A 20,151-nucleotide genomic window follows, 5' to 3' on the forward strand; every position below is an offset into this window, starting at 1 on the left:
GGCTACTCCTCGACGGGCTTGCTGGCGGCCGTCTTGCGGGCCGCTGTCTTCTTCGCGGGGGACTTGGCCGCCGGCTCGCCTTCGGGCGCCTCGGGGTCGACCTCGAAGATCTCCTTCTCCCCCTCGGGTGCCTCAGGGGTGGCCGGAGGGGTATCGGGGTCCGGGTCTTCCGCGGCGGGCGGGGCGACCTCGCTGAAGCCGCCGTCACCAATGGCCAGCAGCGCCTGAGCGTGATCGGGGGCAACCTCGACGACCGCCCCGTCCTCCGGCCAGGAGTTCCCGAACGAGTCGTTCCCGGCATGTTCCTTACGGATGAGCGGCATGCGCGCGCTCCCTTCGATGTCGGAGCCCGGCGGCGCACGGAAGGCCTGTGTCCCGCGCGCCGCCGGAGTCTCGTCGGTCAGCTGGACAGGGCGGTGGAGACGCGGCTGATCCGGCCCAGGTACTTCGGCGCCCGCACGGCGAGGCAGGTGTCCGAAGCGATGGCGAACGGCAGCGAGTCGGGGCTCGACGTGGTCGGGTACACATCGAGCGGGGTCAGCTCGCGGACGTACGGACGGACGATGAAGTTCGGGTCGCGGGCCATCAGGTAGATGTTCTCCGACCCGGCCGCCTGCGGCTTCATCGACGTGTTCGTGCCCTGGTAGGTCGACGGCACGACGGCCGGGACGGTCGCACCGTTCTTCGGGGTGAGGGTGACACCGTCGTCGAGGATGCTCGTGGTGAGGACCGGCGTCACACCGTCCGCGGCGACACCGACGGTGGCGTCGACGTAGCCGAGGAACGTCTCCGTGCCCGTCGCCGTCGACCGGAACACCTTGTACAGGTTCGGCTGCGAGCCGTCGAGGCCGGACGGGGTGGAGAACGACAGGGTGACCGTCGACGTTGCGCCGGTCGTGGCCTGGGAGACCTCGGTCGAGGGCAGGATCTCGCCCTGGCGGGCGATGACCGGGACGATCTGGTAGTAGTACGTGGCCGCCGCGAGGCTGCCGCCCGTCGTCGCGGTCGCGGTCGTCACCGTGCCCATCGAGAACGCGCGCGCCGACAGGAACGACGTCTTGATGATCGGGATGTCGCGGTAGGTCAGCACGTTCAGGCCGGCCGCGACCTCGACCTTGTCGACGAACCGCTGGTTCGCGACGACGAGCTGCTGGACCTTCGATGCGGCGGTCGGGGACATGGTGAGCATCCACGACTGGTCCTGTACGGCCATGGCGGCCTGCTGCTCGACCATGTCGATGAGCTTGTCGAGCCAGCCCAGCGAGAACGAGGCGCCCGCGGCGTCGATGGCGTTCTGGCTGGTGCCGGAGAACGTCGAGGCGATCGTGTCGAGGCCGTCGAACTGCGGGTAGGCGCCGAACTGGGTGGAGCCCTGGTTGCCCCACAGGATGGCGTTCTCGATGTCCCAGTACAGGCCCTGGATGCCGCCTTCGATTTCCTGCTGGCGCAGGTCGCCGACGAGCTGGCGGGTGACGGCCTGGGAGTAGCCGGTGACCGCGCCCACGGACTGCATGTTGCGGATCGTGAACTGGTTCTGCGCGTAGGTGCTGTTGGAGACGGGGCGGGCGCCGCCGTCGGTGACGAAGCCGCCGGACGCGCGGGCGGTGCGCTGGTTGAAGTAGTAGACCGTGGAGTCCCACTTGCGGGTCTGGATGGCCCGGGTGAGCGGGGAGTAGCGCCGCTGGTACTCCAGCAGCATCGGGTCGATGATCTTGTTGATGAGGGGGGCTGCACCGGCTGCGGTCAGCGCCTCGCGGAGGTCACCAGCGGTCATGGCGAGCTTGCCTTTCTCGGCAGTTGGGAATGGAGAAGCCCCGCGCCACGAGGAGGGTGTGGGCGGGGCCGGGTGACCATCTCTGCCGAGTGGCACCAGCCGTAGAGCTGGCGGTCAGGAAGCGTGATCGGCCGCGCGGGCGGCCTGGGGTGGGTTACTCGGCGGGGGCTGCGCCGCGGGCGCCGAGGATCGCGCCGACGGTGCCCGGCGCGACGTGGGCGCGCCACTCCTCGTCGGTGTACTGGTGCAGCGGCTTCTGCGGCCAGCCCTCGGGAAGGCCGGAGGCGGCCGTCGCGCTCTCGGTGACGGGCTGGACGAGGCCCTTGCGGGCGGGGCCGCCGGTGGACTCCACGTGCTCCTGGATCGCGCCGGGGAGCGCCGCCTTGACGCCTTCGGCGACGAGCCGGGCGATGCGCTGGTCCTCGGTCTCCGTCACCTCGGCAGCCGGGGTCGCAGGCGCCGTGGTCTCGGCGACGGCCTCTGCCGGGGCTGACTCCGCTGCGGCTGCGGCCGGGACGGCGGGAATGGGAGCGAGGCGACCGAGGAGCTGCTGGAACTGGTCGTCGGTCAGGGTGACCCCACCGACGGCGGGGGCGGCAGCGGTCTCCGCTGCGGTGGTGGGCTCCGCCATGGCGGGGCCTCCTTCCGGGGTGGGGTTCTCGGCGGCCGGTTTCTCCGGCGCCGGGGTCTGTGTGACGCCGTCAGCCAGCCCAGGGGCGGCCGTTGGGGCGGTCTCGGCGAGTTGGGTGGCGGGCGAGACGATGGCGGTTTCCGTCGTGTCGTCGTCTTCGCCCATGCAGTGCACGCACTGGCCCTCGGAGCACTCGCACGGGCAGGCGCCGGGAGCCTCGGGGACAGCACAGCCACAGCCGCACGGGCACGCCGCGCCGGCAGCTGTGGCGGTCGCCGTGTCGTTGCCCAGCTCGCCAGGAACGTCGACGTCGCCGTCCATGTCGGGGTCGATGGTGAGCAGCGTCTGACAGGCGCCGGCCATCGCGGCCCGGCCGACGGCATCGAGGTCGTGGGGATCGAGGCTGTACGAGGAGACGGTGACGGTCGTGGGGCCGTTCGTCAGCGAGACGTACAGGTTCCCGGCGTCCTTCGAGTCCATACCCCAGCACTCGGCGAGCGCCTCGGTGACCGAGAGGGCAGGTTCGATCAGCCACCCTTCCTGGGTGGCCACCGTCACGCCGAAGCCCTTGAGGGCCTTGGTGATGCGCTGCTTGATCCGCTTGAGCTGTGCGGCCGTGTAGGCGCGGGCGTTGTCCGCCTGGTTCACGTAGCTCCAGGCCGACTTGGCCCGAGCCTTGGTGTCGATGGGGTACCGCTTCTTCTTGTCGGCCTGGTACCCGGGATCCGCGTACGGGCCATCGCCCGGTACGGGCGTCTCCGCCTTCGGGGTGTCGGCCTCGGTCGTGGTGGTCACCAGCGCCTCCTGTACTGACTCGTGGATCAGCACCCGTCCCTCGGGGGCTGTCTCCGCCGGGGCGCTGGCGGCCTCCGCGGGGATGAACGTGTCGACGTCCGCGCCGAGGACGCCCGGCTTGCGGGTGAAGTCGAGGCCGTCGAGCTCCAGATCGTCGGCGGTCTCCACCGTGTCGCCGTCGGGGCCGGCCTGGCGGCGCACCTTGCCCACCCAGGCGCCCCGGATGGAAACTCCGCGCAGGAAGGGCTGTCCGTCGCGGTTGTCGACCAGGGCGGCGATCGTCTGGCCGGCCTCGGTGCTCACGAGGTCGGCTGTGTACTTGGCGGAGCCGTCCTCGGCGAGCGTGACGGAGGTGAGGCGTCCGGCGATCTGCGTGGAGTCGTCGTCGGCCGCGTGGTGGGTCAGCATCGTCATGGGCATCGAGCCGTCGTCGATGCGTTCCTGTGCGCGCCGTACGGCATTGCTGATGGCTTCCGTCGTGTAGAGGCGGCGGTTGCGGCTGATGCCGGGCCTGAGTGCGGTGCCGGAGATCGTGGCGATCGTGCGGCCTTTGACCCGTGCGGCCATGCCATTCACCTCCCGACCAGCGCGATTGATGTCTGCGGGTACACGGGGTTGGTGCCGCTGATCGTCCAGGTGACGCGCCCGTACGAAGGCAGCACCAGGGCCGCGCTGACGGTGCCCGAGATCGGCATGTGCAGTCCGGCATACGCGGATCCGCGCCCTGCGGCCGTGGTCAGTTGGGCGATCTTCGCGATGGTCGGGTACCAGTTTCCGTCCGGGTCCTGGACGTCGAGGCCGACGTCGAGAGTCGGCGTGGTCCCGGTGGGTGTGCCGACCACGGTGACGGCGAGCCATACATCGCTGATGTCGATCAGGTTGATCGGGGCCGCGCCGCTGTTTCCCGATACGGACAGGGTCTTCGGTGTCCCGGAGTCGCTCAGGTTCCACAGGACCCGGGCCGGGCGGTAAATGCTCATCAGGTCTCCAGGTCAGGCGAACCAGTCGGCGAAGTGGGAGAGGGACACGGCTGCGGCATAGCAGCAGCGGCAGCGTGGATGCGTGGGCAGCCTGGGGACGTCCAGCGATGCCCAGGGACTCCCCACCTCGTAGTCACCGCACGTCTGGCAGACGTGGCCGTCTCCGGCGGTGATGACGTCGACCTGCTGCACGCCTTCGGACTGGTATAGGCGCAGGGCGCCGTCGTCGGCTGCGGTCGTCATGGCCCAGTCGACGGTGAACGCGACCGCCTCGACGTCGTCGGAGACGAGGACGTCCATGGCCGCGTCGACCATCTCGTCCCGCGAGGCGCCGTCTTCTGCCGCCTGGGCGAGGACGCGGCCGAGGTCTCCGGCCGCACGGTCGACCATGCGGCCGAGCCAGCCGTCCGCGTCGCCCCACAGTTCATCGAGGCGTTCCAGCGACCGGTAGGCATCACCGAAGGCGATGTTCCATTCCAGCCCGACAACGCTGGCTCGTTCGGCGGCGATCGCGACGGCGTTGACCATTCCTTCGGCGCGGCCGGCGGCGATGGCGTTGCGGATGGCGGTGCGCAGGGCGGTCCAGCCGGTGAGGTCGGCGAGGGCTCGGAGCATGGCGCGGGCTGCGGCGAGTGCTTCGGCTCCGAAGTCGCTGAGGGACTCGCCGAGTCCGATGCGGGCCCGGTAGGCGTCGACCGTTGCGGCGACGGTGTCGCGGTCGATGAGGGTCCGCCAGGCGTCGGCGACGAGTCGGGTGTGTTCGGCCTGCTTCTCTTCGCGGCGGCCGAACAGCTTGGCCCACATGCCTTCGAGCTTGCCGAGGTCGATGGTGACTTCGAAGATGTTCGGGTCATCTAGGCGTTCGATCGCCGTCTCGACCGCGACGGCGCAGGCCGTTCGCACTCGGTCCGTCATTGGACCCCCAGAGAGAGCCCAACCGGCGGCGAACGCCTCGCGGAGATATGGCTTAGCCGCTTCGGCGCCGCGCCCGTCGTCTCCTGTCTGACTCTCGGCGGCAAGTGAGGCACCTACGTGATCCATCTGCTTCATACAGGGTGTTCACCTCTTCATAGGGGTGGCCCTGCGGGCAGTGGGTCTTGTTGGCGTTTCGCACCGCACCCGGCTTCCGCCTACGACCCGCGCGCTTCTTGTCGTATTCACGCAGGTATTCGCGGCGGCATTCGCGGCATTTTCGAGAGCCATCTGGCTGGACGAGCGTGTTGGCTTCGTCGTAGCGGTGGCCTTGCGGGCAATGTGTACGAGCGGCTGGAGCGGCTCCTGCGCCTCGCCTATGCCTAAGGTCCCGAAGGTGAGCAGCCGAGCACTCCCGGCACTTCCGGGCCCCGCTGCGGCCTACGTAGGTGTTCGCCTCGTCGTACGCATGTCCTTGCGGGCAGTGCGTTTTGCGGGCGTTCTCGGCCCAGAGGCTGATTCCGCGAAGGTAGTTCTCGCGGGGTGTCACCGGTTCGGTGTGCGAGGGATTCACGCACTGGGTCACTCGGCACAGATGATCAAGTTGAAGCCCTGCTTCGATCCTGCCGACGAGCAACTCATAGGCGAATCGATGGGCCTGATGCGTTCGCCCCTCAGCCGCAAACCTGCCGTACCCCGGCCTGCCTCCTTGGCGTGAGCTGCGAGTTCCATTCCAGATCCAGCAAGGTCCCAGTTCTGGACGGTAGTCGGGGATCGGTCCGCTCTTGTCAACCTTCGCCCAAAAACGCTGTGATGCAGTCATCGAACGCGAGGTGATAGGTGCGCCTGCGGTCGGAGACCCGTGAGTGCGCCACCGGTAATGATGATGCCGACAGAAGCCTCGGCCGAAGTGGTGACGTTCGCAGCCTTCGACTGTGCAAGTACGCTGTGACATGTCGATCCTGGTCTCTCAGGTCGTCCACGCCCCGGGAGTGTTAGCGCACTCGCCGGGGTCTTCAATGTGACAATTCTACCTGTTCAGGCGGCATATGGGCGTGAAACCGCTCATCATCCGATCCTCTTCTTGATCAGCGCCCCGACGTCCTTGGCCCGCAGTGGATGGTTCGGCGGGTCCGGCGGCAGTACCACCACCGGTCCCGGGTCAGGCGGCACGCTCATCGACGCCTCCAGGCAGTGATGCGAGGGCCTCCCGAAGTCGGCGCCGGTACGCGGCCCGGGCGCTCTCCTGCGGCAGAGCATCGCCGGGCTCCTCGCCTGGTACGGGAGGTTCACCCGGCGGCTGCCCTGTGTGCGGGACCAGTTGGGGCGGCACCGGTTTGGGCTCCGGCTTCTCCACCGTGACCGGCTTCCCGTCCTCCGGTGTCGCAGGCTCCAGTGCTGTCCCGCGGAGCTTGTTCGCGATGGTCGCCTTACTGGCGGCGTCCATGTCGTGCCAGCGCACCAGGTTCTGGCGGTCCACGAGGATCGGCTGGTCGCCGCCGTCCACCGTGGGTTCGCCGATGTCTGTCCGGTAGCGGTCGAGCGTCCAGGAGCCGTTGCGGAGCCGCATGTCGCGGATTTCCTCGACGGTCTTGGAGTCCCGCATGTCGATGTCGCGGAACTTCAGCTTCCAGCCGTCGATTCCGAAGCCCAGCTTGGCGAGGGCGAAGTTCAGGGCTTCCAGGACGATTTCGGCGATCGGCTGGCACGTGTTGACCATGAAGGTGCGGTCCTGTGCCTCACCGGTGCCGCCGCCGATGTTCCCCGACTCGATGACACCGGCCTTCGCCGGGGGCACCCCGTACGAGGCGATGATCTCGTCGCGCTTCTGGTCGAGGAACTTGAGGTAGTCCATCGTCCGGGACTGCGCCAGCTCCTGGATCTGCGCGCCGCCCTTGGTGGAGATCGGGTTGCCGATGTTGCGGGGGCCGATGTTGCGCTGCTGGTACTGCGCGTTCCACCGGTTGATGTCGCCCGTGGAGTTGGAGGCGGGGAAGTCGACGTGGATCTGTGCGGGCGCGCCCTTCCGGAAGATCTCCTTGCTGGTCGCCGCGGCGAACAGCCACGCCGTGATCGGCAGGAGCGCGGCCTGCGTCGGCGATACGCCGAACACGCTGGAGCGCGGCGAGTCCATGCTGATGTGGATGACCTCGCGCGGCTCGAACACCGCCCGCTGCCCCAGCTCCGTCATCTGCACATACGAGGTGACTGTGCCGTGCTCGTCCGCGATCGGCAGCATGCTCGGGCAGTCCAGCGAGTACAGCGCCACCGGCTGCTTCCCGACCCACACCACCTCGATGTACGCGTCGCCGAACACCAGGAGGTCGACGATCACCGAGCGGAGGATCTGCCGGATGTTCTCCCGCGGATTGCAGTAGCCGATCATCCGCTCCAGCAGGAGCACCTCGGCCGGCTTGTCGGGGGTCTCCTCGTCGGCCTCGCCGTTGTCGTTGTCCCAGTCGGTGACGAGGCCGCCTGCGGTGATGGTGCGGGCGATGGCGTTCACGCTGGCCCAGGCCCACGGGCATGCCATGTAGGCCTGGAAGAGCTGGTCGAGCATGGTGCGGCGGTCGGTCTGTGTGGCGGCGCCGATGCCCTGGTTGCTTTCGCTGAGGCCGCCGGGCCCGATGCCGTACTCGTAGCCGGTGCGCCCGGGGAGCTTCCGTTCGGCGGAGGCGGTCTCCAGCACTTCAGGTTCGGCCCGAAGGCCTTTCCACCAAGTCTTCAAGCTCACGGGGCCTGCACCGTCCTCCCCGCTCGCGGCGTCTCGTCGTCCTCGTACCACCAGGCGTCGTCCGCGAGGGCGGGTTCGGCCGGCCGGTACGCCATGGTCGGGCCGAGAGGCTGGAGCAATTCGACGGCCGGTTCGGCCGGCGGGGCGTCGAGGATGACCATTTCGGGGCCGGTGCCCAGATTGGTGAGGAGATACCGGACAGCGTCCGACGCGTGATCGTCGGCGGTCGTGTCAGCGTCCTCGGGGTTGCCCTTGGTGGCGTGCGGCAGGTCGGACAGCTCTCGGTACAGCTCGGTCACGGTCGAGAACAGGTGCAGCATCGGGCAGGAGTTCCAGCCCTGCGCACGGTGCTGTGGGCAGGCGGGCCCCTCTTTGAGGTAGGAGCGGACGCGCTGCCAGCCAGTGACCCGGGATCCGGCGCCTTTCCCGGCCTGGGTGAGGTGGACGCCGTTCTCGCTGTAGACATCGGCGATGGCCTTGGCATCTCCGCGGGTGGCCCACATGGCGTCGTCGGCGAACCGTACGGCGATGTGCTCGCCAGCAGCCTCTGCTTCGAGGATCTGCTTCGCCTGGTCGGCCTCACCGACGCCGCGCCGGTAGATCTCCCTGTACACCCATACGCGGCCGTCTTCGTCGACCGCCGCCCACAGGACGGCCCACGGGGCGGTGAATCCCCAGTCGAGCCCGTTGTACCGCCTCCACGAGGCGGGCAGCGTGATCGGCTCCACGACGTGCCGGTCGCGCTTTAGTTCGGGGAACATCTGGCCCTGGAACACGTCCCAGTCACCATCCAGGAAGGCGGAGCGGAGTTTACCGTCGAGGGCTTGGAGGTCTTGGGCGTACTCCGGGTTGACGTGTGGGTTGTCGGACAGCTTCGACGGAATGAAGCGGACCGTACGGTTACGGGCGTCGGTGATGACCTTCTCGCCATAGTTCGTCGGCTTGATGTAACGGGTCTTCACCGCACCATGGCCGGCGCCGCCCGGGTTTGTGCCGGAGCGGATACCGAGCACCGGGATGTCGCGGCGGCCGGACCGGAGGCGACTCTCCAGGAACGACACCACGTCGGGCGGCGTCAGGGTCCGCTCGTCGAACAGCAGCTTCTGATACTGCCCGCCCTGCCGTCGGGTGGCGTCCTGCACGGTCTCCGCGTACCGGAACATGATCAGTGAACCGTTCGGGAATCGGAGCTCGTACTCGGTGCCGTTCCAGCGGGCGCCGATCGCCTTGGCGTACTCCATTTGCGCCAGCTCTGCGATCAGCGATTCCTTGAGTTCCGGGTAGGAACGCCTGAAGGCGCCCACACGCAGCCCGGGGTGCGTATCGCAGTCCCTGATGGCGTCCATGAGCAGTGCCCTGGTGTTGTGCGTGACGATGTAGTCGTCCGTCACGTACAGGTGGTTGAGGTTGTCCACCTGGATGCACCGGCTGTTGTCGATCCCGGTCGGCTCGACGGAAACGATGCGATGCCAGGGCTCGACGTCGCCGCCGTTGAACTGGGACACGCGCTCCCGCTTGCGGGGCATGTGGAACAGTCGATCCATGTGGCGGCCCTGGACGTACAGCCGGTACGCGAGGCGTCCGTCGCGCTTCTCGCCGTTGTGGGTATAAGTCGGGGTCTTCGTAGTCAGCGTGGCCCGGTAGCCAAGGGAGCGCAGTACCTCCTGCGCATCCTTGGCCAGCTGCTCGGAAACGGTGACGAACTCGACGTGGCCACGGGCGTCCATGTGACCGTCGGTGTCCATCAGGCCCTGGATGAACGCGAAGCGGTCGGCGGCCGGGGCGAGTTTGATGCGCCTCGGGACAAACTTCTCCCAAGAGTGCAGCTTGTCCAAGCCGTCGCGCTTGATCAGGGTTGTGGCGGAGTCGCCTTCGCCGTTGCGTCGGGTGATCGCGTAGCTCGGGCAACGACCGGACTTCTGACTTCCGGCGACCAGCTGAAGGTGGTCAGGCAGCTCGTCGGCGATCCGCTCGAACACCTCCGCATCGATGCCCGTGATGGCAACAGAACGGTTCTGGGTGCTCCCATCGCCGATCAGCGCACCGAGTACATACGGGCTGAAGACCGGCCACCGGCCCTTGGCTGCGGTGAGGTTGACCGGATTGGTCAGCGGCAGCTGCACATAGCGGGGGCGCAGGCCGCGCGCCTTCTCGTCGGCCGCGCGCAGCACCAGCTCGCGCAGTTCCATGGTGTTGACGATGCGGCAGCGGGACTGCACTCGCAGGTTCCACTCGTCCTCAGGCCGCAGACCGGCGGGGATGACGGGTGCAGCCTCCTTGCGGCGCTTGCGAGTGCCAGCGATGGAGATGGCCCAGAGGTGGTCTTCGTCGGCTTCCACCGTCGAACCGTCGGCAAGGGTGATCCGGTAGAACTGCTTCGGGCCGTTGTCGAAGATGCCGATGACCTTCGCCGTGGTGCCGTCCGGGTTGCAGACGGCGTCGCCGGTGCGGATGTCGCCGATGAGCTTGAACCCCTTGGGGGTCAGTACTTTGGTCTCCACCTCTGAATTATACGAGGGTGCCGCACGGTCCGGACAGCGTCCACCTTTCCCTCCGCCCGCGGCGCCGCCGTAGAGGACGTCGAACTCGGTCGCGGCGTGGAACTCGCACTGCTTCGGCGTCGGAACGTAGTCGAGCAATCCGAAGACGTTCCGCGGCTCGAACGCTTGGGCTGCGAACTCGGCCCAGTCGACGGTGGCGGTCATCTTGTACCGCCCCTCAGCTCAGGCCGACGCGAGTGCCCGCAGGTGCCGTGGCACGACCTCCGAGACGAGCTGCTGCTGCGCGCCCGTCAGGTTGAGGTCCGCGAGGATCGCCCGGATGGCCTGAGCGACCAGAGCACCTTGGGACTCCGCCAGCCGCACCCGCCGTTCTTCGATGCCGGCCTTGATGGCTTCGGCGCAGACGCGCACGAGGTGGGTGCGTTCCTGCTGGTAGAGCTTCAGCCAGATGTTCGGCGCGGCCTCTTCGGTCGTGCCGCGGTCTTCGCCGCCGGACTTCTCCCGGGTGACGCCCCAGACGAGGGGGTGTTCGCGGTCGGAGGTGGCGACGACGGCATCGGATTCGATCTCTTGGACGCGTTCGCGGAGCCAGGCGACGTGCCCGGCAGTCCACTGGACTTCGTCGAGGAGGGCTTCCGTGGCGGTGGTTTCGATCTTCCGGCCGTAGGTTGCCACGAGGGCCCGCGCTTTCTCCTCGGCGACGCGCTGCTCGCCTGCCTTGAGGCTCTGGGGGGCGTTGCCGCCGTGGAAGAAGCAGATGTTCTGCCCGGTCAGGGCCATGCCGCCGCACTGGCCGTGGGTCTTCTTGGAGCGGGCCCAGCAGCGGCGGCGGCCGTCGGTGCGGAATTCGTCGAATCCGTCGGGCAGGGCCCGCAGGCGCTTGCTCATCAGGCGCCGCCTGTCACCCAGTGGTCGGGCAGTGTCGAGGCGGGAGCTTCTTCCGGCGGGTCGGCGGGGTGGGGTTCGGGGGTGCAGTCGCAGCCAGGCAGGTCCGCCTCGTTGGGTGCGGTGCACGCGCTGGCGTGGATGAGGGCGGCGGCGTCCATGGTGATGGCGTGGGGGCCGCACGCGTACACGGTGCGGGTCATGCCGTCTGCGGTGGGCAGCGGCCCGAACTCGGGGTCCGGCAGCTGCCTGTCCCTGAGGTCGAAGAGCGCGGCCCGGCGCGCCTCCTCGGCGGCGACGACCTCGGCGAGTTCGTCGTCCGTGGGGCGGCGGCGCCAGTTCACGACGGCACGGTCCGGGCAGGTCGCGCAGAAGGGGCCGGCGGCGGGTACGGGCGGTGCGGTCGGCGCGGCGGGGGCCGGTTCGATGATGGGTGGTTCGGGTGTGGGCATGAGGGTGCTCCGAGGGTCGGACGGCGGGTCAGACGGCGTACCAGCCCCACGAGGTGCCGTTGTAGAGCGCCTGGTAGCGGCCGGTCTGCCCGGTGGTGAGGGTGGCGGTAGCAGCTCCGGTGCCGCTGCTGCTGTAGATGAGCTGGCCGCCGGTCGTGCCCACGGTCAAGGTGTTCGTGCCGACGTTCTTGAACACGTACTCGGTGGGGCAGAAGTCGGCGGCCGGGAGGGTGCCGGTGAAGCCTGCGGTGGTGGTGTCGCAGACGAGGGTGCGGTCGATGACGCTGCACGTGAACGCGCTCGTCTTCCGCTTGATCGCCCTGGGTACCTGCCCGTTGACGACTTCGATGCCGGTCGGAGCGGAGGTGGACACGCCGGACTCGGTGAACAGGCCCGTGAGGCGGACCCGGCCGAGTGCCGCGTTCATGGCCCCTGTCGAGTTGCCCGCGATGATGGGGGCGCTGGACTCGGTGGAGATGTTGGCGTAGACCGTGGGCCCGGCGCCGCCCGAACCTGCGCCGACGATGTACAGCTCGCTGGCGCAGGCCTCGATGCTCGCCGACATGGCGTCCATGGCGTGAACGGACCCGACGGACCCTGCGTAGTTGCCGACGGCGCACAGTCCGGCCCAGCAGTACAGGGCCATGTACCGGTCGATCACGCCGTGTTCGGTCATGAACATCGCATACGTGTAGCCGCCGCCGATGCTGACGTTCTTCGCGATGACGTAGTCGTTGTTGCCCGGTGCGGGCAGCAAGCACCCCACGCTGAGCCCGGTGCCGAACGTGCCTGGGCTGGTGTAGTCCGTGGACGGCGAGGCGACGGTGCCGGCCGTGCCGTATCCCAGGTTCTCGATGTGGGCGTTGGCGACGCCGTACAGGTTCAGCGCCCCGTAGGTCAGCCCGTACGCGCTGTGGGTGGTCAGGATTAGCAGGTCCCGGACGACGACCATCATGTTGCTGAAGTTGGCGCCAGCGCCGTAGCCGGATCCCTCGTTGGGGCCCGAGATGACGGCCGGGTTGCCTGCCGCGTTGATGCTGGCGATCTGCGCCCCGGTGGATGCGTACACGCCGAAGCTGATGAACCCGGAGCCAGCCATCTGCGGCACCTGCTGGAGCCAGTGGCGCACTGCTGCGGCGCCACTGGTGACTCCTCGGAATTCGAGGATCTTCTTCCCGCCGGCGGTGCTCACGGCGTCGAAGACGATCTGCCCGTTCCCGTGCTTGCTGGTGTTGAGGGGCCCGGCGATCACGGACAGGCGGGGGTTGAAGACCTGCGCGTAGGAGTGAGTTTGCAGGTAGGTCATGGCTGCGTCGGTGGCGGCCTGGACGGCGGCGGTGTCGTCGGTGCCCCAGATGACGACCGCGCCCGTGAGTGCGCCGCCGGAAGCGTTTGCCGCGTTCAGGGTGATCTGGGTGGCGCTCTGGCGGGAGGCAATCGTGGTGACCAGCGTGGTGACCCCGAGCGCCCCGGCGCCTTTCACTGAGATCGACTTGCCGACGATGCCCGTGGCCGGCCAGTTCGCGGTCGCGCTCGTCAGGACGGCCGACCCGGAGCTCATGGCGCCGTCTGCGACGACCTGGGCGTCTCCGGCTGCTCCGTACGCCGTGGCGGTGACGTCGAACACCCACGGCTGGAGCCCCTGATACTTGCCCGCCGCGTCCGCGATGGCCGCGGCCTGAGCGGTAGACGCGGCCCCCAAGGCGTCGTAGGCGTTGTTCGCGCGGGTGACCTCGGAGGCGATCTGACTGGCGGTGTACGAGTTCGCACTGCCGAGCGCGGCAGACGCGGCGCCGAACGCGTCGAAGGCCCCGGCGCTCTGGGTGGCTGCGGTGCCGAGTCCGAGGTTCGTGCGGGCAGCGCCAGCGTTCTGGAGGTCGGACAGGTTGTTCGCGGCGAGGAGCGCCCCGACGGCGCCGCCGCCGACGGTGACTCCGCTGCCCGGCCACGCCCCGGCCGCTTTCGGCCCGTACAGGACGACGGACGTCGGGTAGCCCGTCTTGTCGATGTAGTAGTCGCCGTCGATACCGACCGTGGGCCCGGGTGCGCCGGTGCCGTTGAGGACGGCGTTGCCGCGCGGGCCTTGCACGCCGGTCGGGGAGATGATCACGTTCGGCACAGCACCTCCCTCAGGGCATCGCGACGGGCTGCGTATTGAAGACGCCTTCGACCCACGTGGTCTGGGTGCTGGTGTTGGGGTTCGACCACAGGTTGAACGGGCGAGCGCCCTTGCCGAGCAGGCTGGTTGCGGTTGGGCTGAGGACGACCAGCACCGTGGACGTGGCCAACGTGACGGTGATGTAGCCCTGGGCGCTCGGTGTGGGGGTGACCTTGACGAGCGGCGTGGGCGACGTGTCGGTCACCGATTGGCGGATGACGAATTCCCAGTCCAGGCCCGTAATGTCGACGAGGGCGCCGGGATCGCCCATGGTGAACGACTCGACCCATTGGGATCCTGCGGCAGCTGAGGTGTTCCACTGCATCGGGAGGCTGGACACGGTCACCGCCTCTCCGCGCCTCGCGGCTACTCGCTTGCTGGCGGTTCCTCGGCGGGCAGCGGGTTGTCGTTGGTCCAGGTGTGGTCGTCGCCCATGGCGGGCGGCGTGTGCACGAGGTGGTCGTCCTCGTGTCGCCCGTCGGGGTCTTTGCTCCAGTGGACGCAGCGGAGTTCGAGAGGCTCGCCGCCGATGTCGAGCGGGGCGGTGGCGGGGCAACGGCGCATGGTCCGGTCCTTCCAAGTCAGCGATGGAAGCGGCCGTGGGGCGTCGCAAGGGCGCGCTGGATCTCGTGCGCGATCGCCCGGCGTGCGGCCTCTTTGTCCGACAGGCCGCCGTTGATGACGACGTTCATCGTCATGTGGGAGTCCCGATTGACGGCCAGGGAGTGGAGATATGCACAGACCGTTTGGCCCGCATCCCGAGCCGCGCGCCTGACGCGCTTCGCCTCGGCGGGAGTGAAGGTGACCTCGTAGGTCGCAGCGATTCCCTCGGCAGGCGTCTCAACGTCTTCTGAGGCCTCGTCGAGGCTTTTCGTCATGGGGGCGCTCCGAAGGTTGTTCAGCGGCGGCGTATCGCGCGCCAGGCGTACGGGAGGCTGGCGGCGAGGACGCAGGCGGCGTAGATCCCGACCGTCGGCAGCACGATCGACATCGGGACGACTTGGAACACGAGGCAGCAGGACAGGCAGGTGGCGACGAAGGCGAGGCGGGAGCGGGCGGTCATCAGGCGCCTCCGACCGGCTCGAACGCGATCAACTCGGTGACCCTCAACAGGCCTACACGTGACGGATGCGGATCCCAGACGATCTCGCCGTCGACCCACACGACCGCATGCCGTACGCCCCGTACGGACGGGCCCCACGCCATGCCGTACGCGACGGGCACATCCGGCATTCGCATGATCGGCCGGTAGCCGTGCTCGATGCAGAACGCGGCGAGGCGCTCCAGCCAGTCGTCGAACAGGATGAAGTGCGGGACGTCATCGAGTGGCAGGTCGAGGAGTGAGGCGACCGCGGCTTGCAGGCAGTTCCCGGGGATGCCGGACGGGTCGCCGTGCAGGATCGTCTGGGTGACCTCGCGCATGGTCACCGCCTTGAGCTGGCCCGGCAGGACTCGAACCTGCAACCGGCGGCTTTGGAGACCGCTGCTCTCCCAATTGAGCTACGAACCAAAGCGACCGCCGGTCCGCGGGGTGAAGATCTCCGCGACCAACCAGCGATCACCCGAGGACGCTCTAGACCACTGAGCTACCAGCAGGCCGCGTGCGGCCTTTTCTATGGCTGGACGGGATTCGAACCCGCGTCTTCCCCTACGTGGCGCCGACCAGGCTCGAACTGGCGACCTCTGGGTTATGGGCCCAGCGAGCTACCAACTGCTCTACGGCGCTCCGCTCAGACTAGCTGTCGGTCACGTCGGAGCCGATCGGGTTTCCTGCTGATCCGCCGCTGACCCCGACCCTCAGCGTTGCCAGCGGCGGACGACTATGCGGCGACCGGGCTGCGCTGCGGCATCGGCCGGTACGTCTTGGCCCGCTCGCGAATCTCGGGAAGGGCGTACATGGTCTTGAATTCGTGGCCGTTGCCGGTCAGTCGGCCGTCACCCGAAAACCTCTGGATCTTCCCGCGCCGGGCCCACTGACGGATCACCGGCCCCGGTACGCCGGTCCTGGCAGTCGCCTCGTGCTCGAAGACCAGATCGTCGGCGTACAACTCGCTCGGGCGCATCATCACCCCCGACATACAGAAAGCCCCCGGCCGGAAGCTGGGGGCTGAAGTAGATGCGGACACACGTAGTTCCGGACGGGGGCAGTGTGACATGCAGGCGATCGCCTGCGCAACCAGGGCCGGAGATAGCCCTATGCGGCGGTCCGGGTGGCGAGCGGCAGGTCAAGTACTTCGGTACGTCCGTACTGCGTGCTGCACCCGCGACAGCGGGCGCCCGGCGTCGACACCGTGACCTTCAGTACCGTTCCGCACGGGCACGCCACAGCGATCGGCCGCTCGGCCCGCTCGCCGGTGATCTGCCGCTCGCACTGGCGGACCAGATCCGAGACCTCCCGCGCGAACTCGACGAACGCCGGATGCTCCGTGGCGGCCCATTCGAGGTTGATGCGCAGTGCCTTCACGGCCTGGTCGAGCTGCTCCTGAAGGCCGCCCTCCCAGCGGGGGTGCAGCCAGCCGAGGTGCTCATGCCAGTCGACGAGCCACGTCTGGAGGACGGTGATGATGCCGCCGCGCGCGGTGAGGCTGAGGGGTTCGAGGCGCAGTGGGAGGGGTGCGGTGCGGGAGCTGGCGACGCGGATGGCGCCGCCTCCGGAGCCGGGGGCGAGGACGCCGGCGAGTGCGGCGTAGAGGCCGTCAGGTCCGGGGAGGGTGCGGAGTGCTTGGTCGGCGCGTTCTTGGCAGAGGTGGCAGGCGGTGCGGGCGAGTTCGTCGTGGCGGAGTTGGCGTCCGCAGGCGCAGGCGGGCCAGGTGTAGTCGTTGAGCGGGGAGTCGGGCATGCGGGCCTCCCGTGGTGCTGAGGGTGTTGGGCCCAATTGTGCACTGTCCGCCGCATCGCCTACTGAATGGCTGGTCAGTAGGGTGCGGTTACGCCCCGCTGGGATTCCTCGGCGGGCAGCACGTCGGCCACGGGCAGTCGACTGCGATGTGGTAGTCGCCACGGCACAGGCAGTCCGTACAGCCACCGAGGAGGCGGCGCCGCCCAAGTCGCCTCGCCTTCGCGAGGAACAGGTTCAGCGGAAGCGGCCCGGTCTCCTTCTCCAACTCGGCCTGGACGTCCCAGCGCATCCGCCAGGCCTCCCCCGCCGTCGACCGCTTACCGCTCGCCCAGCCCAGCGTCCGCCGCACGGCGCCGAGGAACGCCTCGTCGGGAATGTCCTTGCACTGCATCCGGCGGTCGCCGACGATCCGGATCGTGGCGGGCAACTCCGGCTCGGGGCGCACCTCGGCGAGCGGCGGCAGCCAGAGGGCGCCCGTGCGCTCGAAGACCGACATCGGGACCAGGTCCATGCCGCCAGTATGCGACCGCCCCACCCGACGCTCAGCCGAGTTCGGCCGCCGCCGACTCGTAGCCCGCGGCCTGCGCCGGCGTCAGATAGTGCGACACCCGGACGAGAACCGAGCCGTGCACGTAGTCGTACTCGGCGAGCGCCGGCAGTGACTTGGTGACGGCCTGGATGTACTTCGCCCGGGTCTGTGCGTCGGCCTCGCTCCCGAACACTTCGATGGCGCCCCCGCGTTCGACGTCGCCTTCCTTCGTGCCGCTGATGTCGGCCGCCTTGATCCGGCTGTCCGCGAAGGTGACCTTCGACGTGTACTGGCTGGGCCGGCCGAGAAGATGGTTCGGGTCGTTCTCTGCCGTGACGGTCCCGGACAGTTTCGCGGACGCCACCGAGGCGGAGACCTTCGCGAAGGCGCTGCTGGCGGTGAGGGGCTGGCTCGCGGGGCCGGCCTTCGCGTCGGCGGCGGGTTTCGGGTTGCTGCTGCATGCTGCGAGTCCGGCGAGGAAGAGGGCGGCTGTGGTGGTGGTGAGGGTTCGTCTCATGCGGGCGATGGTGTCGCCTGGGGTGCCGGGGTGGTGACGGTGTGTCTAAGTTGTGACGAACCGTTCGGCGACCGCGCACGCGTGAGGGCCCACTCACGGGGAGGGGGCCCTCGGCTATACGGCGGGTCAGGCGTCGGGCGTCTCTGTGGCGTCAGTGGGGGGTGCCGAGTTCAAGGAGCTCGGCGATTACGCAGTCGTCGGCGTCGCAGGGTTCGGCGTCCTCGTCGCCCCGGTCGCAGCGGCACTCGGACTCGTAGGGCTGCGGGTCGGCCAGGAGCGGGATGTCGACGTCCGGGTCGAGCCCGGCCACGATCTTCCGGGCTCGGAGTTGGGCGTCCGTCGGCTGCTCCCAGGTGTGCAGGCCGTGCCCGGTGTGGAAGCCGCCGCAGTGCCCGTCCTTGACGTGACCGCACCAGCGACAGCCGAAGAGAGTGACGGCCCGGATGCCGCTGTGGAACATGCCGTTGGCGGCGCGCAGGTGCAGGCCCCTCCGGTGGGCGGCTTCAACGTGATGGTTCCCGGTGTGCTCGCACGGCCTTCCGGTGGCCTTACAGGCTTCCTCGATGGCGTCGGCGCGGCGGTAGGCGGCTTCGGCTGCGTCCAGTTCGGCTTGAGTCTCATATACGGGCATGTGGTTCATCCTGTCGGGTCGGGCGGTCAGGCGGGGTCGTCCTGCTGCTCGCAGGCCTGGAGTTCGTGGATCGCATCGTCCAGAGTCAGCGGCGCCTCGTCGTCGCGGTCTTCGTCGCCGTACTCGACGATCCGGGGATTGGAGGGGTCGGAACAGTCGAGGCGGTACCAGCCGTCCGGGTCGAGTCCCACCCACGGAGGGCAGGTGCACGGGGAGGCGGGGAGCGCGTACGACTGCATCGTGATGCAGTCCACGAAGTGACTGGCCATGGCGGGTATCCGTTCAGGGTCGGGTGTTGGGTCGGAGGCCGGCGCGCCTGCTGCCGTGAGCGGGCCCCGCCAGCCGGGTGCCCGCTCGATCGTCTGCACTTTCCCGATCTCGGCCATCTGCTCGTTGGTGGCGAGGTAGGCGCGACCGCCCTCGTCGTTCTTGAAGTAGAGGATCCCGTCGATGCCCCCGATGGTGAGGACGTCGAGGACGGTTCCGGTCATGACGCCGACGGGGCCGTGGTTGCCGGGGGTGCGGGTGACGGTGATGCGGTCACCGGGGGCGGGGGTGTAGGCCATGGCGGGCTCCTTCGGATCAAGCGGCGAGTGCGTCGGCGAGCAGCTGGACGCGGGCGGTGGCGGGGCCCGTGGACGGCGGGCCCCTGGGTGTGATCAGTCGGAGGACCAGCCGGCCCACTCCGGCTCGATGAAGCTGACGGTGCCGGACGTGTAGCGGATCAGCTCGCCGTGCTTGTGGAGCCGGTGCACGGCGCCCTGGTCGTCGGTGACCCGCCATGACGAGCCGAGCGGGTCCTCGACGGTGGCGATTGTGCGGTCGTCGGGCAGGGGGGCGCCGGGGGTGATGGCGTACTGGTCGTAGCCGAGCGCGCGCCCGTTCGCGGGTACGGTCTTCAGGATCTCCGGCTTCGGACCGGTGAGAGCCTGCATGAGGGGCAGGTCGTCGCGGCTGCCGTACTTCTCCAGGCCGTCGCACCAGTCGGTCGTCGCCTCGACGGGGCCGACTGCGGGTACGTCGATGGTGACGGTGATCTCCTCGGCGGTCCACTTCGTGCCGTCGCTGATGCTGCGTTCGACCTGGCGGGAGGTGACGGTGCCGCCGACGCGCTCGTACAGGTCGTTCAGCTCCAACTGGGACCACAGGATGATGCGGGTCTCGGTCTCGCCGTGCTCGGCGCTCGGCTTCCAGTACCGGAGGTCGAGCGCGTCCCGGACCTGGCGGGCGAGCTTCTCGTCGAAGACGACCGGCTCGGGCTCCGGGTCGGGGGTCGGGGTGTTGAGGTCGCGGATGGGCTGCGGGTCGATGGGGGCGAGGACGAGGGCGGTTCCGATGATGCTGACGGTGGCGAGTTCGATGGTGCTCAACGCGGTCTCCTGACGGTGCGTGCTGCGGGTCTGGGTGGTCTGCTTCGTCGTGGAGTGATCTACGCGGCGAGGGCGAGCCTGGCGGCGGCGACCTTGTAGGCGGGCTTGCGGGGGCGGTAGATGACCGCGATGCGGGCGACCTCGGCGGGCGTGTACCTCGTGCAGGTGTGGGCCTTGATGTTCTTGGCGTAGCTGATTCCGGCCTGTCCAGTGACGTCGGCCTTGTCCGCGTTCTTGCGGAGGGACCCGGCGACTGAGCGCGCCTCCTTGGGGGCGAGTCCGGCGGCGATGCAGTGGGTGGCGAGGGTGCCGACGCCGTTGCGGCGGATCTTCGCGGCGGCGCGGTTGGTGCGGGTGCGCTGGGCGAGGATGCGGCGGGCGGTGCGGGTGCGGTCGGTCATCTTGTCCCCCTGCTGCGGTGCGGTTTCTGTAATACGAGAATG

The 20,151-nt window shown here is 68.8% G+C and carries 24 protein-coding genes and 2 tRNA genes; all 26 read right to left on the minus strand.

Annotated features, from left to right (window positions below):
* Positions 1-2 precede the first annotated feature (2 nt).
* Complete coding sequence (locus STRTUCAR8_RS17610) at positions 3-323, minus strand: hypothetical protein (protein WP_006377169.1); 321 nt, start codon at positions 321-323, stop codon at positions 3-5.
* Positions 324-400: 77 nt separating this feature from the next.
* The gene (locus STRTUCAR8_RS17615; protein ID WP_006377202.1) at positions 401-1,774 is read right to left on the minus strand and encodes a hypothetical protein; all 1,374 of its coding nucleotides are present in this window, start codon (positions 1,772-1,774) and stop codon (positions 401-403) included.
* Between the two features lie 154 nt (positions 1,775-1,928).
* The gene (locus STRTUCAR8_RS17620) at positions 1,929-3,767 is read right to left on the minus strand and encodes a DUF6582 domain-containing protein (RefSeq protein WP_006377200.1); all 1,839 of its coding nucleotides are present in this window, start codon (positions 3,765-3,767) and stop codon (positions 1,929-1,931) included.
* Between the two features lie 5 nt (positions 3,768-3,772).
* Positions 3,773-4,180, minus strand: coding sequence for a hypothetical protein (locus STRTUCAR8_RS17625; protein WP_006377233.1), 408 nt, complete (start codon positions 4,178-4,180; stop codon positions 3,773-3,775).
* Positions 4,181-4,192: 12 nt separating this feature from the next.
* Entirely contained in the window at positions 4,193-5,095 is a 903-nt protein-coding gene (locus STRTUCAR8_RS17630) for a hypothetical protein (protein ID WP_158697412.1), read from the minus strand.
* 52 nt (positions 5,096-5,147) lie between these two features.
* Complete coding sequence (locus STRTUCAR8_RS55660; protein WP_078507230.1) at positions 5,148-6,047, minus strand: HNH endonuclease signature motif containing protein; 900 nt, start codon at positions 6,045-6,047, stop codon at positions 5,148-5,150.
* Positions 6,048-6,254: 207 nt separating this feature from the next.
* Positions 6,255-7,826, minus strand: coding sequence for a phage portal protein (locus STRTUCAR8_RS17645; protein ID WP_006377193.1), 1,572 nt, complete (start codon positions 7,824-7,826; stop codon positions 6,255-6,257).
* Entirely contained in the window at positions 7,823-10,531 is a 2,709-nt protein-coding gene (locus tag STRTUCAR8_RS17650; protein WP_006377163.1) for an LAGLIDADG family homing endonuclease, read from the minus strand. Before STRTUCAR8_RS17650 ends, STRTUCAR8_RS17645 begins: the two co-directional genes overlap by 4 nt.
* An 18-nt stretch (positions 10,532-10,549) precedes the next feature.
* Positions 10,550-11,215, minus strand: coding sequence for a hypothetical protein (locus STRTUCAR8_RS17655; RefSeq protein WP_006377206.1), 666 nt, complete (start codon positions 11,213-11,215; stop codon positions 10,550-10,552).
* Entirely contained in the window at positions 11,215-11,664 is a 450-nt protein-coding gene (locus tag STRTUCAR8_RS17660) for a hypothetical protein (RefSeq protein ID WP_048818775.1), read from the minus strand. Before STRTUCAR8_RS17660 ends, STRTUCAR8_RS17655 begins: the two co-directional genes overlap by 1 nt.
* Before the next feature lie 28 nt (positions 11,665-11,692).
* A complete protein-coding gene (locus STRTUCAR8_RS17665; RefSeq protein WP_006377203.1) occupies positions 11,693-13,783 on the minus strand; it encodes a hypothetical protein in 2,091 nt (696 codons plus the stop codon).
* A 10-nt stretch (positions 13,784-13,793) separates the two neighbouring features.
* Positions 13,794-14,168, minus strand: coding sequence for a hypothetical protein (locus tag STRTUCAR8_RS17670; RefSeq protein WP_006377223.1), 375 nt, complete (start codon positions 14,166-14,168; stop codon positions 13,794-13,796).
* Positions 14,169-14,188: 20 nt separating this feature from the next.
* Positions 14,189-14,386 carry a hypothetical protein gene (locus STRTUCAR8_RS17675; RefSeq protein ID WP_006377242.1) on the minus strand — a complete coding sequence of 66 codons (198 nt, stop codon included), beginning with the start codon at positions 14,384-14,386 and terminating at the stop codon, positions 14,189-14,191.
* Between the two features lie 17 nt (positions 14,387-14,403).
* On the minus strand, positions 14,404-14,700 hold the full coding sequence (locus tag STRTUCAR8_RS17680) for a hypothetical protein (RefSeq protein WP_006377168.1): 297 nt from the start codon (positions 14,698-14,700) through the stop codon (positions 14,404-14,406).
* Between the two features lie 20 nt (positions 14,701-14,720).
* Positions 14,721-14,885 carry a hypothetical protein gene (locus tag STRTUCAR8_RS52545; RefSeq protein WP_006377196.1) on the minus strand — a complete coding sequence of 55 codons (165 nt, stop codon included), beginning with the start codon at positions 14,883-14,885 and terminating at the stop codon, positions 14,721-14,723.
* Positions 14,885-15,286 carry a hypothetical protein gene (locus STRTUCAR8_RS48945; protein ID WP_078507231.1) on the minus strand — a complete coding sequence of 134 codons (402 nt, stop codon included), beginning with the start codon at positions 15,284-15,286 and terminating at the stop codon, positions 14,885-14,887. The genes STRTUCAR8_RS52545 and STRTUCAR8_RS48945 overlap by 1 nt, the downstream gene beginning before the upstream one ends.
* Positions 15,260-15,332, minus strand: a tRNA-Trp gene (locus tag STRTUCAR8_RS17690). The genes STRTUCAR8_RS48945 and STRTUCAR8_RS17690 overlap by 27 nt, the downstream gene beginning before the upstream one ends.
* 143 nt (positions 15,333-15,475) lie before the next feature.
* Positions 15,476-15,548: transfer RNA gene (locus STRTUCAR8_RS17695), tRNA-Met, on the minus strand.
* A 94-nt stretch (positions 15,549-15,642) separates the two neighbouring features.
* Positions 15,643-15,888: a hypothetical protein gene (locus STRTUCAR8_RS17700; RefSeq protein WP_241784692.1), complete on the minus strand. Its 246-nt coding sequence runs from the start codon at positions 15,886-15,888 to the stop codon at positions 15,643-15,645.
* A 128-nt stretch (positions 15,889-16,016) separates the two neighbouring features.
* On the minus strand, positions 16,017-16,661 hold the full coding sequence (locus STRTUCAR8_RS17705; RefSeq protein ID WP_006377150.1) for a hypothetical protein: 645 nt from the start codon (positions 16,659-16,661) through the stop codon (positions 16,017-16,019).
* Between the two features lie 88 nt (positions 16,662-16,749).
* Complete coding sequence (locus tag STRTUCAR8_RS17710) at positions 16,750-17,172, minus strand: hypothetical protein (protein WP_044472383.1); 423 nt, start codon at positions 17,170-17,172, stop codon at positions 16,750-16,752.
* A gap of 31 nt (positions 17,173-17,203) precedes the next feature.
* Positions 17,204-17,707: a hypothetical protein gene (locus STRTUCAR8_RS17715; RefSeq protein WP_006377186.1), complete on the minus strand. Its 504-nt coding sequence runs from the start codon at positions 17,705-17,707 to the stop codon at positions 17,204-17,206.
* 151 nt (positions 17,708-17,858) lie between these two features.
* On the minus strand, positions 17,859-18,338 hold the full coding sequence (locus STRTUCAR8_RS17720) for a hypothetical protein (RefSeq protein ID WP_006377173.1): 480 nt from the start codon (positions 18,336-18,338) through the stop codon (positions 17,859-17,861).
* A gap of 26 nt (positions 18,339-18,364) precedes the next feature.
* A complete protein-coding gene (locus STRTUCAR8_RS17725) occupies positions 18,365-18,904 on the minus strand; it encodes a hypothetical protein (RefSeq protein WP_006377210.1) in 540 nt (179 codons plus the stop codon).
* Between the two features lie 93 nt (positions 18,905-18,997).
* Positions 18,998-19,708, minus strand: a complete 711-nt coding sequence (locus STRTUCAR8_RS17730) for a hypothetical protein (RefSeq protein ID WP_006377175.1) — start codon at positions 19,706-19,708, stop codon at positions 18,998-19,000.
* A gap of 59 nt (positions 19,709-19,767) precedes the next feature.
* Positions 19,768-20,109 carry a hypothetical protein gene (locus tag STRTUCAR8_RS17735; protein WP_044472386.1) on the minus strand — a complete coding sequence of 114 codons (342 nt, stop codon included), beginning with the start codon at positions 20,107-20,109 and terminating at the stop codon, positions 19,768-19,770.
* Positions 20,110-20,151: the final 42 nt, after the last annotated feature.

The organism is Streptomyces turgidiscabies Car8, assembly GCF_000331005.1.
Taxonomy (GTDB): domain Bacteria; phylum Actinomycetota; class Actinomycetes; order Streptomycetales; family Streptomycetaceae; genus Streptomyces; species Streptomyces turgidiscabies.